This is a genomic window from Burkholderia sp. ABCPW 111 (genome assembly GCF_000773065.1).
In the GTDB taxonomy this organism is placed as follows: domain Bacteria; phylum Pseudomonadota; class Gammaproteobacteria; order Burkholderiales; family Burkholderiaceae; genus Burkholderia; species Burkholderia savannae.
The window spans coordinates 1-13,935 of the sequence record NZ_JPWT01000002.1; the positions used below are offsets into that span (position 1 = coordinate 1).

The 13,935-nt window shown below is 67.0% G+C and carries 13 protein-coding genes; 8 read left to right on the forward strand and 5 right to left on the reverse strand.

Annotated features, from left to right (window positions below; all coding sequences use genetic code 11):
- Window positions 1-240: 240 nt before the first annotated feature.
- Both X946_RS01540 and X946_RS34885 read right to left on the reverse strand, forming a co-directional pair.
- A complete protein-coding gene (locus X946_RS01540) occupies window positions 241-2,037 on the reverse strand; it encodes a TadG family pilus assembly protein (protein ID WP_038743358.1) in 1,797 nt (598 codons plus the stop codon).
- Window positions 2,038-2,308: 271 nt separating this feature from the next.
- Window positions 2,309-2,674 (reverse strand): hypothetical protein, encoded by a 366-nt coding sequence (locus X946_RS34885; protein WP_161788623.1) that lies wholly within the window; start codon window positions 2,672-2,674, stop codon window positions 2,309-2,311.
- Between the two features lie 138 nt (window positions 2,675-2,812).
- Between X946_RS34885 and X946_RS01550 the strand changes: the two genes are divergently transcribed.
- Window positions 2,813-3,688, forward strand: a complete 876-nt coding sequence (locus X946_RS01550) for a dienelactone hydrolase family protein (RefSeq protein WP_038743363.1) — start codon at window positions 2,813-2,815, stop codon at window positions 3,686-3,688.
- Between the two features lie 52 nt (window positions 3,689-3,740).
- Here X946_RS01550 and X946_RS01555 read toward each other — a convergent pair whose 3' ends face one another.
- Together X946_RS01555 and X946_RS01560 are read right to left on the reverse strand one after the other, a co-directional pair.
- On the reverse strand, window positions 3,741-4,610 hold the full coding sequence (locus X946_RS01555; protein ID WP_038743365.1) for a sulfurtransferase: 870 nt from the start codon (window positions 4,608-4,610) through the stop codon (window positions 3,741-3,743).
- A 147-nt stretch (window positions 4,611-4,757) separates the two neighbouring features.
- Window positions 4,758-5,864, reverse strand: a complete 1,107-nt coding sequence (locus X946_RS01560) for an aromatic ring-hydroxylating oxygenase subunit alpha (RefSeq protein ID WP_038743367.1) — start codon at window positions 5,862-5,864, stop codon at window positions 4,758-4,760.
- Between the two features lie 269 nt (window positions 5,865-6,133).
- Between X946_RS01560 and X946_RS01565 the strand changes: the two genes are divergently transcribed.
- From X946_RS01565 to folE2, 4 genes are all read left to right on the forward strand, one after another.
- A complete protein-coding gene (locus tag X946_RS01565) occupies window positions 6,134-6,427 on the forward strand; it encodes an exodeoxyribonuclease VII small subunit (protein ID WP_038743369.1) in 294 nt (97 codons plus the stop codon).
- On the forward strand, window positions 6,424-7,308 hold the full coding sequence (locus tag X946_RS01570) for a polyprenyl synthetase family protein (RefSeq protein ID WP_038743371.1): 885 nt from the start codon (window positions 6,424-6,426) through the stop codon (window positions 7,306-7,308). Before X946_RS01565 ends, X946_RS01570 begins: the two co-directional genes overlap by 4 nt.
- 84 nt (window positions 7,309-7,392) lie before the next feature.
- A complete protein-coding gene (dxs, locus tag X946_RS01575) occupies window positions 7,393-9,297 on the forward strand; it encodes a 1-deoxy-D-xylulose-5-phosphate synthase (protein WP_038743373.1) in 1,905 nt (634 codons plus the stop codon).
- Window positions 9,298-9,436: 139 nt separating this feature from the next.
- Entirely contained in the window at window positions 9,437-10,246 is an 810-nt protein-coding gene (folE2, locus tag X946_RS01580) for a GTP cyclohydrolase FolE2 (RefSeq protein WP_038743375.1), read from the forward strand.
- Between the two features lie 378 nt (window positions 10,247-10,624).
- On the opposite strand, the gene tsaD is transcribed toward folE2, so the two are convergent.
- Window positions 10,625-11,665: a tRNA (adenosine(37)-N6)-threonylcarbamoyltransferase complex transferase subunit TsaD gene (tsaD, locus tag X946_RS01590; protein ID WP_038743379.1), complete on the reverse strand. Its 1,041-nt coding sequence runs from the start codon at window positions 11,663-11,665 to the stop codon at window positions 10,625-10,627.
- Between the two features lie 121 nt (window positions 11,666-11,786).
- On the opposite strand from tsaD, the gene X946_RS01595 reads away from it, so the two are divergent.
- From X946_RS01595 to X946_RS01605, 3 genes are all read left to right on the forward strand, one after another.
- Window positions 11,787-13,019, forward strand: a complete 1,233-nt coding sequence (locus X946_RS01595) for an NAD(P)/FAD-dependent oxidoreductase (protein ID WP_226377332.1) — start codon at window positions 11,787-11,789, stop codon at window positions 13,017-13,019.
- Window positions 13,020-13,098: 79 nt separating this feature from the next.
- The gene (rpsU, locus tag X946_RS01600; RefSeq protein ID WP_004190342.1) at window positions 13,099-13,311 is read left to right on the forward strand and encodes a 30S ribosomal protein S21; all 213 of its coding nucleotides are present in this window, start codon (window positions 13,099-13,101) and stop codon (window positions 13,309-13,311) included.
- 170 nt (window positions 13,312-13,481) lie between these two features.
- Window positions 13,482-13,928, forward strand: a complete 447-nt coding sequence (locus X946_RS01605; RefSeq protein ID WP_038743383.1) for a GatB/YqeY domain-containing protein — start codon at window positions 13,482-13,484, stop codon at window positions 13,926-13,928.
- Window positions 13,929-13,935 lie beyond the last annotated feature (7 nt).

Consider the following 13,935-nt stretch of genomic DNA (forward strand, 5'->3'; position numbering starts at 1 on the left):
TCGACGTTCGACGTTCGACGTTCGACGTTCGACGTTCGACGTTCGACGTTCGACGTTCGACGTTCGACGTTCGACGTTCGACGTTCGACGTTCGACGCGTGCGTGACCCCCGATCGGCATGTTTGGTTCAAAGCGATTGCAAGCCGTGGAGTCGCTCCGACGCGCGCCCGCCGTCACGTCACTCGATCGCCGCGCGAATCCACCCGTACGCCGCGCTCCTCTTCACCCGCACTCGCATCGTCAATACACGAGCTGCGACACGCCGCAAGTCAGCGACATGTCGTGGATCGTGCTTTCGCCGATCTGCACGCCGAGCAACTGCAGGAGCGGCACGACCGCGGCGTCGAGCCCCGACAGCATCGGCGGCAGCACACCGCCCAGGAACGAGTTGAGATCGGTCTGAATCGGGCCGAGCGGCAGGCCGACGCCGAGCAGCGTGATCTGCGTCTGTTGCAGCGAGGTGCCGAGGCCCGACAGCGCATTGCCGAGCACGCTGCCGACGCCGTTCGAGTTCGTGCTCTGATAGCCGCCTGTCGTGCCGTAGAACGTGAGCGTCGGCGCGCTGCCCGCGGGCACGTCGGCCGGTAACGACGCGAGCGCCTTGATCGTCGCGAGGTTCGCGACGTTGACGAGCGTCGCGGGTGTCGAGCAGGTGAAAGGCAGCGATGCGGACAGATTGGCCGGCGTGTCGCCGATGCACAGGTTCGCGAGGCCCGTCTGCACGCCGATGGCCGATGCGCAGGTTGAAGGCGAGGACGTGCAGCTCGCCGATTGGAGCCACGCCTGCCCCGGCGCGATCTGCATCGACAGCGGCAGGTTCACCTGCACCGGCACGAGCGCGCCGAGGGTGCCGAGCGGCAGGTTCGCGGTGCCGAGACCGATGTTCAGATAGAGCCGCACCTGTGCCGTGCGCGCGATCGTACGCCATGTCTTCGTGACGGGATCGATGCCCGCTTCGCCGATGCCGAGCACGGGCGGCTGGATGATCTGCACTTGCAGAGTCGCATTCAGCCCGCCGATGTTGAGCCCGTTCGCCAGCGAGAACGCGTTCTGGCCGGTGGCGATCTCGGCCGCGACGAACAGCGCGTCGAACGGGCTGAACGTTGCGTCGAGCGCGGCCTGCGGGTCGGACAGGCCGATCGAGAAGATGCCGGGCGAATTCGCGGTGCCGCCGATCGTGAAAGTCTGTCCGCCCGCGATGTTCGCGCTGACGATCGTCTGCAATGCGCCGAGGCTCGTCTGCAGGTTCGCATTCGCAACCGAGGTTTGCGACAGCGCGGTCAACATCCAGCTGGCGAGTTGAGGGACGCTCGTCTGCGTGTTCAGCAGCGCGTTCACGGTGCCGACGTTCGCGGCGGCCATCAGGTCCTTGATCTTGATCCGCGAATTCGCGAGGCCCTGATACGACAGCACCGACAGATTCAGATTCGTGCCGAGCAGCCCGTTGAGCAGCGCGTTCACGACGCCGCCTTGGAGTTGCGCGAGCGTCGTGCCGATCGAGTAGGTGCCGACATTGGTCGCCTGCGCGGTGCTGATTGCCGTAACCGTGCGCTGCGAGCCGAGAAAGTAGTACGGCACGCTGCGCGTGACCGTTACCTGAACCGCATTGAGCTGTGCGTCTGCGCCCGTGGCCGTGCCCGACGCCGAGCCCGCGAAGAAGCTCGGCCCCGCGTTGTCCTTCACGTCCCATCGGCCGCAGACGACCGTCATCGATTGTCCCGACGCGGTGCTGTCGAAGCCGTTGCCGAGCGCCGCCGATTGCGCCGTTGCGGTGGGTTTCGCGCAGCCGTCGTCCATCGTCTGGGCGGCCGCGAGCGCGGCCATGTCGGCGCTGCTTTGCAGCGCGCGGCGCTGATAGAACAGATTGCCGAGATCGACCGCGCCGAGCGCGGCGATCACGACGCCGATCGCGATCGCCGCGATGACGGCGAGCGAGCCGCGCTCGCGGGTGGGCGAACGTCGCGGGCGGCGCGGCCGATTCGGCTCGCGACGGTTGGAAAGATCACCGGTGGTCGGGCGGCGTGTCGGCTTGTTCATTCCAACCTCGTCGTGCTTCGTCGGCGTTGCGTATTCTGATGCGCCGATGCGAGATCGATCGGCATCGGACGTTCGTTGTCGCCGACGACGCTCCCGGGCCATATGAATCGCGCGATATTCGCGCGTGCGGGCGTTTTCCATTCCGCCGCGATCGTTGGCGGGAGCGTCGTCGGCTGCGCGCAGGGCGCGCCAGCGAATCATGCGGGCAATCGTGCTTGTTTTGCAATCCGATGTTTTCCCGAAATGCGCGTGTCGACGGTGACTTATCTCGTTATAAAAGGAGAAAAGAAATGTGTGGATAGGAATCCGTATGAATGTGAATGAGAAATTGCAAGTGCGATTCGACCATCGCCGCGGCGTGAACGTGGCGATGCGCAACGCTTGCGTTGCGCGCGCGTCGCGACGGCCGATCGTTCGTGTCGCGCTCGTGCGTCGCGCGGCGTTCGAGGGCGTTGGCAGTTTGCGGATGCGCGCGTGCGTCGTCGGTCGCCGAGCTGCATCTCGACGCGGCATTCCGGAATCGCAGGAAAAGGCGATTCGGCGGCGGCGCGCGATTATCCGCTCGCGAACGCGCGGCCGGCGCGGCGATCGCTTTAACTTCTGACAAAAGGTTGACGCCTTTCCGTATGGCGGGCATCGTGTGCGGGTTCCGCTTCGGCGGGACGGGCGGCGACGCCCGGCGCGGCTGCGTCGCGCGCGGGCCGCCGCGGTTCGAATTCATGTCGCCGCCGCGTGTGCCGCGCGGCCGCGACCACGAGAGGAGAGGAGCGCATCCATGTTGAAACCCGAAGTCGACAGCCTAGTTCCGCACGTTCCGTTCAGCCGTCGCACGTTCGTCAAGGCGGCGCTCGGCGGCACCTTCGCCGCCGCCGTGCTGCCCGTGTCCGCGCAGACGATCACGACCGACAGCGCCGGCCTCGACGTCGATACCGTCGAGATCCGCTCGGGCGATTCGAGCGTGCCCGCCTATCGCGCGCAACCGGCCGGCAAGAGCAACTTGCCCGTGATCGTCGTGATCCATGAGATTTTCGGCGTGCACGCGCACATCGCCGACATCTGCCGACGCTTCGCGAAACTCGGCTATCTGGCGATCGCGCCGGATCTGTTCGCGCGGCAGGGCGATCCGTCGAAGTATCCGTCGATCCAGGCGGTGCTCGAGCAGGTGGTCGGCAAGGTGCCGGATCGCCAGGTGAGCGAGGACCTCGACGCGACGCTCGCGTGGGCGGGAAAGAACGGGGGCGATCTATCGCGGCTCGGCGTGACGGGTTTCTGCTGGGGCGGCCGGCAGGCGTGGCTGTTCGCCGAGCACAACCCGCACGTGCGCGCGGCGGTCGCGTGGTACGGCAGGGTGGTCGGCGAGACGAGCGAGATGACGCCGTTCAACCCGGTCGATCATGCGGCGCAGCTGAAGGCGCCGACGCTCGGGCTGTACGGCGGCAAGGACGACAGCATTCCGCAGAGCTCGCTCGCGCAAATGCGCACGCGTCTCGCGGCGGCCGGCACGAAGGCGGCGCGCGAATCGGAAATCGTCGTGTATCCGGACGCGGGCCACGCGTTCTTTGCCGACTATCGTCCGAGTTACGTGAAGGCGGATGCCGACGACGGCTGGAAGCGCGCCGTCGCCTGGTTCCGAGATCACGGCGTGATGTGACGCCGCCGCGCGCCGCCGCCGCATTCGAGCGGCGGCGCGCGTGCCGTGTCGCTTACGGATTCGCGCCGGTCGCGACAGGGCGGGACGGATCGGCGCTCCACTCGCTCCACGAGCCCGCATAAAGCGCCGGGTCGTGCAGGCCGGCGATCTCCATCGCGAGCGCATTGTGGCATGCGGTGACGCCGGAGCCGCATTGCAGGATCACCTTGTTCGACGGCGTCGAGCCGAGCAGCGGATTGAAGGCCTCGCGCAGTTCGTGGCCGCTCTTGAAGCGGCCGTCCGCCGTCAGGTTGTCCTTGAAGAAGCGATTGAGCGCGCCGGGGATGTGCCCGCCGACGCGATCGATCGTTTCGTTCTCGCCGCGATAGCGGTCGGCGGCGCGCGCGTCGATCACGAGGCGGTCTTTCGTCGAGAGATTCGCGAGCACTGCCTGCGCGTCGACGACCGTCGCGAGCGGCGCGGCCGCGCGGAAATCGCCCGTCGATCGTTGCGGCGTGTCCTGCGACACCGCGTGGCCCGCCGATTGCCACGCTTGCAGGCCGCCGTCGAGCACCGCGACGGAATCGTGGCCGAGCCAGCGCAGCAGCCACCACAGGCGCGCCGCGTACATGCTGCCTTGCGCGTCGTATGCGACGACCTGCTGATTCTGCCTGAGCCCGTGCGCCTTCAGCGTGTCGACGAGCGCATCGCGCGCGGGCAGCGGGTGACGGCCGTTCGTGCCGGTTTTCGCGCCGGACAGGTCGCGGTCGAGATGCAGATAGTGCGCGCCGGGAATGTGGCCGGCCGCGTACGCTTGCTCGCCCAGGTCGGTATCGGCGAGATCGAAGCGGCAATCGAATACGAGCACGCTGCCCGGCGCGGCCGCGATGCGTTCGGCGAGATTGTCGGCCGAGATGAGCGTGGTGTAGTGAGTGTGTGGCATGACGCCTCCCTTGGAGATACGGGCCAGATGCTCTAAGTCTAAACAAAAAAAGACGGGCCGCAGCCCGTCTTTTCCGTGCCGGCCCGGCGCGAGGCCGGATCGAGCGAGGTTTCGGCGAATGTCGCGCGCGGCGTTTCGAGCTCCCGCTCAGATCGCGCCGAGCTGCCGGCGCAGGAACTCGTGGAAGTGCTGCATGCCGTCTTCCATCGGGCTCTGATACGGGCCGACCTGCGATTCGCCGCGCTCCATCAGCGCGCGGCGGCCCGCGTCCATGCGCAGCGCGATCTCGTCGTCCTCGATCGCGGTTTCCATGTAAGCGGCGCGCTCCGCCTCGACGAACTCGCGCTCGAACAGCGCGATTTCCTCGGGATAATAGAATTCGACGATGTTCGTCGTTTTCTGCGGGCCGCGCGGAATCAGCCACGACACGACGAGCACGTGCGGATACCACTCGATCATGAGGCCCGGATAGTAGACCATCCAGATCGCGCCGAACTCCGGCGGCACGCCGTTGCGATAGCGGAGAACCTGATCGTGCCACTTCTGGTACGTCGGGCTGCCCGGCTTCGCGAGCGCATTGTGCACGCCGACCGTCTGCACGCTGTACCAGTCGCCGAACTCCCACTTCAGGTCGTCGCACGATACGAAGCTGCCGAGACCCGGATGGAACGGGACGACGTGATAGTCCTCGAGGTAGACCTCGATGAAGGTCTTCCAGTTGTAATTGCACTCGTGGATTTCGACGTGATCGAACATGTAGTCCGAGAAATCGAAGTGGTGCTTCGTGCCGAGCGTCGCGAGGTCATGCGCGACGTCGCGGCCCTCGGCTTCGAACAGCAGGCCCTGCCAGTTCTGTAACGGCGTCGCGTGCAGATTCAGACAGGGCTTGTCCGGAAAATGCGGCGCGCCGAGCAGTTGGCCCTCGAGATCGTAGGTCCAGCGATGCAGCGGGCAGACGATGTTCTGCGTGTGTCCGCGACCGTTCAGCATGATCGCCTGGCGGTGGCGGCACACGTTCGAGAGCAGCTCGACCTGCGAAGCCTGGTTGCGAACCAGCACGCGGCCTTCGTTCTCGGAGGGCAGCGCAAAATAGTCTCCCGCTTCGGGCACCATCAATTCGTGCCCGACGTAGCGAGGTCCTTTCTTGAAAAGTGTTTCGATTTCGCGCGCAAGGAGCGCCTCATCGAAATAAGCGGTGACGGGAAGTTGGCTGTGTGCCGACTTCAATTGCAGTGCGTCGCTCAGATTGGACATTCCCACTCCCGGTGAAAGCGTGAAAGCAGTGAACAACCCAACCATCGAAAATTCGATTTAGGGGAACCGGCGATTATACCCGGATCAACTTTCTTGGGGTGATATAAGTGACTGATTTGTGTCAAATTTTTCCCGGAATTCGGACGCACTTCGTGCGATTTGCACACGCGGCGCGCGGCGGTCGGGCCCTGCGAAGCCAAGTCAGCAGGTCGGAAAATTTGCTTTTGCCGTAGAATGTCCGACTTGTTTTGAATTTTGACACCCCGTCCATGGCGAAAACCGCAACCCCAGGCGCGTCCGCGTCCGACCCCGGTTCCGGGCCGCTGCCTGAAAACTACGAGATGGCGCTCGCGGAACTGGAGGCGCTCGTCGCCCGAATGGAGGGCGGGGCGCTGAGCCTCGAGGATTCGCTTGCGGCGTATCGCCGCGGCGCAGCGCTCGTTGCGTTTTGCCAACAACAATTGGAAAAAGCGGAGCAGCAGGTGCGCGTGCTCGACGGCGCCACGCTCAAGCCGCTTTCCGCCGGAACGGCCGCCGCGGACGGCGAAGACGACGATCTATGACATTCGACCAATGGATGCGCTTGGTGCTCGAGCGCGTCGAGACGGCCCTCGGCCATTACTTGCCGGCTGAGACTGTGGCGCCCGCGCAACTGCACGAAGCGATGCGCTATGCGGTGCTCGGGGGCGGCAAACGGGTGCGTCCGCTGCTGTGCCATGCGGCGGGCGAGCTCACGGGTGCGTCCGAGGCGGCGCTGAACGCCGCCGCGGCGGCGCTCGAGATGATTCACGTGTATTCGCTCGTGCACGATGATATGCCGTGCATGGACGACGACGCGCTGCGTCGCGGCAAGCCGACCGTCCACGTCAAGTACGACGAGGCCACCGCGCTGCTCGTCGGCGACGCGCTGCAGTCGCAGGCCTTCGTCGCGCTGACGGACGCCGCCGCGCTGCCGGCCGGCAGGCAGGCCGCGCTCGTGCGCGAGCTCGCGCTCGCGAGCGGCTCGATCGGCATGGCGGGCGGCCAGGCGATCGATCTCGCGAGCGTCGGCCACGCGCTGTCGCGCGACGCGCTCGAGACGATGCACCGAATGAAGACGGGCGCGCTGTTGCGCGCGTCGGTGCGAATGGGCGCGCTCGCGGGCGAGGCGCCGTCCGAAGACGGGATGCGCGCGCTCGATGCCTACGCGGCCGCCGTCGGCCTCGCGTTCCAGGTGGTGGACGACATTCTCGACGTCACCACCGATTCCGCGACGCTTGGCAAGACGGCCGGCAAGGACGCGGCGAACGACAAGCCGACCTACGTGTCGATCATCGGCCTCGACGCGTCGCGCGCGCTTGCCGCGCAACTGCGCGCCGATGCGCACGCCGCGCTCGAGCCGTTCGGCGCGCGCGCGCAGCGCCTGGCCGAACTGGCGGACCTGGTGGTGAACCGGGTCAGCTGACGCGAAAGCCCGCCGCCGCGCCCACGCTACGGGTGGTGCGCGCAAGAAGTGCGGGCGCGTTTGTTTTCCTACAATGGAACGACGATGTACGACTTGCTGAAAACCATCGACGACCCGGCGGACCTGCGCCGTCTCGATCGTCGCCAACTGCAGCCGCTCGCCGACGAGCTGCGCGCGTTCGTCCTCGACAGCGTGTCGAAGACGGGCGGCCACTTGTCGTCCAATCTCGGCACGGTCGAGCTGACGATTGCGCTGCATTACGTGTTCGACACGCCGGACGACCGGATCGTGTGGGACGTCGGTCACCAGACCTATCCTCACAAGATTCTGACGGGCCGCCGTGACGCGATGAAGTCGCTGCGCCAGCTGGACGGCATCTCCGGCTTCCCGCGTCGTTCGGAGTCCGAATACGACACGTTCGGCACCGCGCATTCGAGCACGTCGATCTCGGCCGCGCTCGGGATGGCGATCGGCAGCAAGCTGAGCGGCGACGACCGCTTCTCGATCGCGGTGATCGGCGACGGCGCGATGACGGCCGGCATGGCGTTCGAAGCGATGAACAACGCGGGCGTGTCCGAGGATGCGAAGCTCCTCGTGATCCTGAACGACAACGACATGTCGATCTCGCCGCCCGTCGGCGCGCTGAACCGCCATCTCGCGCGCCTGATGTCGGGCCGCTTCTATGCGGCCGCGCGTGCGGGCGTCGAGCGCGTGCTGAGCGTCGCGCCGCCAGTGCTCGAGCTCGCGCGCAAGCTCGAGGAGCACGCGAAGGGCATGGTCGTGCCCGCGACCCTCTTCGAGGAGTTCGGCTTCAACTACATCGGGCCGATCGACGGCCACGATCTCGATTCGCTGATCCCGACGCTGCAGAACATCAAGGAGCTGCGCGGGCCGCAGTTCCTGCACGTCGTGACGAAGAAGGGCCAGGGCTACAAGCTCGCCGAGGCCGATCCGGTGCTCTACCACGGCCCCGGCAAGTTCAATCCGGCGGAGGGCATCAAGCCGTCGGCGACGCCCGCGAAGAAGACCTACACGCAGGTGTTCGGCGAGTGGCTGTGCGACGCGGCGGAGCTCGATTCGCGCGTGGTCGGCATCACGCCGGCGATGCGCGAGGGCTCGGGCATGGTCGAGTTCGAGAAGCGCTTTCCGGAGCGCTACTACGACGTCGGCATCGCCGAGCAGCACGCGGTGACGTTCGCGGGCGGCCTCGCGACGGAAGGGCTCAAGCCCGTCGTCGCGATCTACTCGACGTTCCTGCAGCGCGCCTATGACCAGCTGATTCACGACGTCGCGCTGCAGAATCTGCCCGTCGTGTTCGCGATCGACCGCGCGGGTCTCGTCGGCGCGGACGGTGCGACGCACGCGGGCGCGTACGATCTCGCGTTCCTGCGCTGCATCCCGAACATGACGGTGATGGCCGCATCTGACGAGAACGAGTGCCGCCAGATGCTGCACACCGCGCTGCAGCAGCCGAATCCGACCGCGGTTCGTTATCCGCGCGGCGCGGGCACGGGCGTCGCGACCGTCAAGGCGTTCACCGAGATTGCGCTCGGCAAGGGCGAAGTGCGTCGCCGCACGTCGCAGCCGGAAGGCAAGCGCATCGCGATCCTCGCGTTCGGCACGATGGTCGCGCCGTCGCTCGCGGCGGCCGAGGCGCTCGACGCGACCGTCGCGAACATGCGCTTCGTGAAGCCGATCGACGCCGAGCTCGTGCAGGAGCTCGCGCAGACGCACGACTACCTCGTCACCGTCGAGGAAGGCTGCGTGATGGGCGGCGCGGGGTCCGCGTGCGTCGAGGCGATGCTGGAAGGCGGCGTGATCCGTCCGGTGTTGCAGCTCGGCCTGCCGGACCGCTTCGTCGATCACGGCGATCCGGCGAAGCTGCTGTCGATGTGCGGTCTCGACGGCGACGGCATTGCGAAATCGATTCGCGAGCGCTTCCTGAGCCACGGCGCGAACGTCGCGAGCCCGGCGAAGCGCGTCGCATAACGTCGCATCGAGCCGCCGCGCGGCGGGCGCGCGACGGCTTTCCCCTTCATGCATGGGCCTGCGGGCCCATGTTGCATTTCCGGCAGGTCGTGCGGCATACGACGATACGTGCTGCGTGGCCCTACAAGGATCGAACAAGATGAACCTGATGAATCCCGAATTCGTGATGCCCGACGTGCAGAGCACGGTCGACACCCGGCAGATGCCGATTCAGCGCGTTGGCGTGCGCGCGGTCCGGCATCCGTTGACGGTGCGCACCGCTGAAGGCGGGACGCAGGCCACCGTCGGCACCTGGAATCTCGACGTGCATCTGCCGGCCGATCAGAAGGGCACGCACATGTCGCGCTTCGTCGCGCTGCTCGAGGAAAGCGACGGCCCGCTGACGGCCGACGCGTTCCGCGCGATGCTGGCGACGATGCTCGAGAAGCTCGAGGCGCAGGCGGGGCGCATCGAAGTGTCGTTTCCGTATTTCGTGAACAAGACGGCGCCCGTGTCGGGCGTGCGCAGCCTGCTCGACTACGAGGTGACGCTGACGGGCGACGTGCGTGACGGCGTCGCGCGCGTGTTCGCCAAGGTGCTCGTGCCGGTGACGAGCCTTTGCCCGTGCTCGAAGAAGATTTCGCAGTACGGCGCGCACAACCAGCGCTCGCACGTGACGATCGATGCGGAGCTCGCGGCCGACGTGCCGCTCGAGGATCTGATCCGGATCGCCGAGGAAGAGGCGTCGTGCGAGCTGTGGGGCCTTCTCAAGCGTCCCGACGAGAAGTTCGTCACCGAGCGCGCGTACGAGAATCCGAAGTTCGTCGAGGATCTGGTGCGCGATGTCGCGCGGCGGCTCGATGCCGACGAGCGGATCGTCGCGTACGTGCTCGAAGCGGAGAACTTCGAATCGATCCACAATCACAGCGCATATGCGCTGATCGAGCGCGACAAGCGGCGCGCCGCATAAGGCGCGTGCGGCGTTTGTCGTCGCGCTGAGAAAGGGGCCGCTCGATTCGAGCGGCCCCTTTCGTTTTGTAGCGCCTAACGGCGAATGCGCGTGTTGCGGGAGCGGCAGTTCTGTTGCGGCCCGGGCGTCGGCTCGCTGCGCGAATCGGCGGCAATCGCGATCGATCAACGTGCCGAGCGGGCGCGGCGCATGACGGCAGGCGCCGAAGGCGCACGCGCGGCGGCGCGGTCGCATCGCCGTCTACGCGCGCTTCTCGTCGCGTATCGAGGTCGCGCAACGCGCGTCCGCGATACGGCATCGCGCAGCGCGGCGATCCCGCAGCGGTAATGTCTCGTCGGATTCGCGCTCGACGGGCGCGCCGTGTTTTTGTTCCGCGCGTTATCGCGCGAGCGACGCGAGATCCCAGCGCGGCTTCACCGTGAACGCATAGTCGCGGCTCGCCTGCGACGGCCAGCGCGCGAGCCGAAGCGCGCCCGCGAGCGCGATCATCGCACCGTTGTCGGTGCAAAGCGCGAGGTCGGGGTAATGAACGTCGAAGCCGCGTTTCGTGCCCGCCGCCGACAGCGCGGCGCGCAGTTGCCGGTTCGCGCCGACGCCGCCCGCGACGACGAGCCGCTTGAGCCGCGTCTTCTTCAACGCGGCGAGCGACTTCGCGACGAGCACGTCGACGGCCGCGTCGACGAAGCCGCGCGCGAGATCGGCCTTTGCGCGCTCGAGCTCGGCGCCGCGCGCGTGCGCCGCTTCGAGCTTCTTCATCTGCGTGAGCACCGCGGTCTTCAATCCGCTGAAGCTGAAGTCGAGGTCGCCCGAATGAAGCATCGGGCGCGGCAGCACGACCGCGCCCGGCGTGCCGGTCTCGGCGAGCTTCGACACTTCGGGGCCGCCCGGATAGCCGAGGCCGAGCAGCTTCGCGGTTTTGTCGAACGCTTCGCCCGCGGCGTCGTCGAGCGTCTCGCCGAGCGTCTCGTAGACGCCGACGTCGGTCACGCGCATCAGTTGCGTGTGTCCGCCCGACACGAGCAGCGCGACGAACGGAAACGGCGGCGGCTCGGCGACGAGGAGCGGCGAAAGCAGATGCCCTTCGAGATGATGGATGCCGATCGTCGGCTTGTCCCACGCGAATGCGAGCGCGTTCGCGATGCTCGCGCCGACGAGCAGCGCGCCCGCGAGGCCGGGCCCTTGCGTGAACGCGATCGCGTCGATGTCCTCGCGGCGCGCGCCGCTCGCGGCGAGCACTTCCTCGAGCAGCGGCAGCGCGCGGCGAATGTGGTCGCGCGACGCGAGCTCGGGGACGACGCCGCCGTATTCGCGGTGCATCGCGATCTGCGAGTGGAGCGCGTGCGCGAGCAGGCCGCGCTCGGTGTCGTAGAGCGCGAGGCCGGTTTCGTCGCAGGAGCTTTCGATGCCGAGAACGAGCATGATGGTGTGCCGTGGCCGCGTCGACGCGCGCGCGGCCGGAAATCAACGTAACAGAAAAGTATAACAGTGCGGCCGCTTCGCCCGCCGGCGCGCGGGCGAAGCGGCGCGCGACGCGGGTACAATCCGCGCCATGGAAACGTTCGATATCGCAGTGATCGGCGCGGGCGCGGCCGGCATGATGACGGCCGCGGTGGCGGGGCGGCTCGGCCGGCGCGTCGTGCTGCTCGATCACTCGCCGCGGCTCGCGGAGAAGATCCGCATTTCGGGCGGCGGGCGCTGCAACTTCACGAACCTGTACGCGGGGCCGGACAACTACCTGTCGTCGAATCCGCGTTTCTGCCGCTCGGCGCTCGCGCGCTACACGCCGCGCGATTTCCTCGGGCTGCTGAAGAACTATCGCGTCACGTGGCACGAGAAGCACAAGGGTCAGCTCTTCTGCGACCACTCGAGCGACGCGATCATCGACGTGCTGAAAAGCGAATGCGACGCGGGCGGCGTCGCGTGGCGGCGGCCGGTGTCGGTCGGCGCGGTGCGCCACGCGCACGCGGACGGCTTCGCGCTCGACACGAGCGCGGGCGCGATCGGCGCGCAGGCGCTCGTCGTCGCGACAGGCGGGCTGTCGATTCCGAAGATCGGCGCGACCGATTTTGCCTATCGGATCGCGAAACAGTTCGGCCACAAGCTCGTCGACACGCGGCCGGCGCTCGTGCCGCTGACCTTCGCGACCGACGCGTGGGCGCCGTTCGCGGCGCTGTCGGGCGTGTCGGTCGAGGCGCGGGTGTCGACCGGCGCGAAGAAGGGGGGCGGTGAGTTCGTCGAAGATATTCTGCTCACCCATCGCGGGCTGTCCGGGCCCGGCATCCTGCAGATTTCGAGCTACTGGCGCTCGGGGGAGCCGATCCACGTCGATCTCGTGCCGCAGATCGACGCGGCGAATGAGTTGATCCGCGCGAAGGCGGGCTCGCGGCGGCAGATCGGCACGCTGCTCGCCGAATGGGTGCCCGCGCGGCTCGCGCACGCGTGGCTCGACGCGGAGCGCGTGCACGCGGACGCGCGGCTCGCCGATCTGCCGGACAAAACGTTGCGCCGGATCGGCGAAACGCTGTCGCGCTGGACGCTCACGCCGAACGGCACCGAGGGCTACCGGAAGGCCGAGGTGACGAAAGGCGGGGTCGACACGGGCGAGCTGTCGTCGGCGACGATGATGAGCGCACGCGTGCCGGGCCTTTTCTTCGTCGGCGAGGCGGTCGACGTGACGGGCTGGCTCGGCGGCTACAACTTCCAGTGGGCGTGGGCGTCGGGCGTCGCGGCCGGGCGCGCGGCCGCCGAATGCACGCGCCGCTTGACGGGTTAGTGCGTTTGTGCGAAGCGTCTGCTATACTCGAAAACCTTTCTCCGCAACACCTTTACTTTCTTTTTTTACGTGACGGGTCATGACGATCATCCGCGTTAAGGAAAACGAGCCTTTCGAAGTTGCGATGCGCCGCTTCAAGCGCACGATCGAAAAGAATGGTTTGCTGACGGAGCTGCGCGCGCGCGAGTTCTACGAGAAGCCGACCGCGGAGCGCAAGCGCAAGAAGGCCGCTGCGGTGAAGCGCCACTACAAGCGCATCCGCAGCCAGATGCTGCCGAAGAAGCTCTACTGAGCGTTACCGGCGCCGCGTGGTCCGCTAGGCGGCGCACCGATGGGATTCGAGTACGCCGCGGCCCGTCGATGCCGAATTCGAGCAAACCCGCTTGAGAAGCCGTCTCAAGCGGGTTTTTGTGTTGACGCCGCTGGTCGGCGTCACGTGAAATTTTTCAAACCGGGTATACGATGAGTCTGAGAGACCAGATCAGTGAGGACATGAAGGCCGCGATGCGCGCGAAGGAAAGCGAGCGGCTGGCGACGATCCGTCTGCTGCTCGCGGCGATCAAGCAGCGTGAGGTCGACGAGCGCGTGACGCTGGACGACGCGGGCGTCACCGCGGTCGTCGACAAGATGATCAAGCAGCGCAAGGATTCGATCAGCCAGTTCGAGGCGGCGGGCCGCACCGATCTGGTCGAGAAGGAGCAGGCGGAAGTCGCGGTGCTGACCGCGTACCTGCCGGCGCAGCTGTCGGAGGCCGAGGTCGTGGCCGAAGTGCAGGCGGCCGTCGCGCACACGGGCGCGGCGGGCCCGCAGGACATGGGCAAGGTGATGGGCGTGCTGAAGGGCAAGCTCGCCGGCCGTGCCGACATGACGGCCGTGTCCGCGCTCGTCAAGGCGGCGCTCTCGAAGTAACCCTCGG

Coding starts and splice junctions, on each gene's coding strand:
- X946_RS01540 (WP_038743358.1), bottom strand. CDS start 2,037: ATGAACAAGCCGACACGCCGCCCGACCACCGGTGATCTTTCCAACCGT.
- X946_RS34885 (WP_161788623.1), bottom strand. CDS start 2,674: ATGCCCGCCATACGGAAAGGCGTCAACCTTTTGTCAGAAGTTAAAGCG.
- X946_RS01550 (WP_038743363.1), top strand. CDS start 2,813: ATGTTGAAACCCGAAGTCGACAGCCTAGTTCCGCACGTTCCGTTCAGC.
- X946_RS01555 (WP_038743365.1), bottom strand. CDS start 4,610: ATGCCACACACTCACTACACCACGCTCATCTCGGCCGACAATCTCGCC.
- X946_RS01560 (WP_038743367.1), bottom strand. CDS start 5,864: ATGTCCAATCTGAGCGACGCACTGCAATTGAAGTCGGCACACAGCCAA.
- X946_RS01565 (WP_038743369.1), top strand. CDS start 6,134: ATGGCGAAAACCGCAACCCCAGGCGCGTCCGCGTCCGACCCCGGTTCC.
- X946_RS01570 (WP_038743371.1), top strand. CDS start 6,424: ATGACATTCGACCAATGGATGCGCTTGGTGCTCGAGCGCGTCGAGACG.
- dxs (WP_038743373.1), top strand. CDS start 7,393: ATGTACGACTTGCTGAAAACCATCGACGACCCGGCGGACCTGCGCCGT.
- folE2 (WP_038743375.1), top strand. CDS start 9,437: ATGAACCTGATGAATCCCGAATTCGTGATGCCCGACGTGCAGAGCACG.
- tsaD (WP_038743379.1), bottom strand. CDS start 11,665: ATGCTCGTTCTCGGCATCGAAAGCTCCTGCGACGAAACCGGCCTCGCG.
- rpsU (WP_004190342.1), top strand. CDS start 13,099: ATGACGATCATCCGCGTTAAGGAAAACGAGCCTTTCGAAGTTGCGATG.
- X946_RS01605 (WP_038743383.1), top strand. CDS start 13,482: ATGAGTCTGAGAGACCAGATCAGTGAGGACATGAAGGCCGCGATGCGC.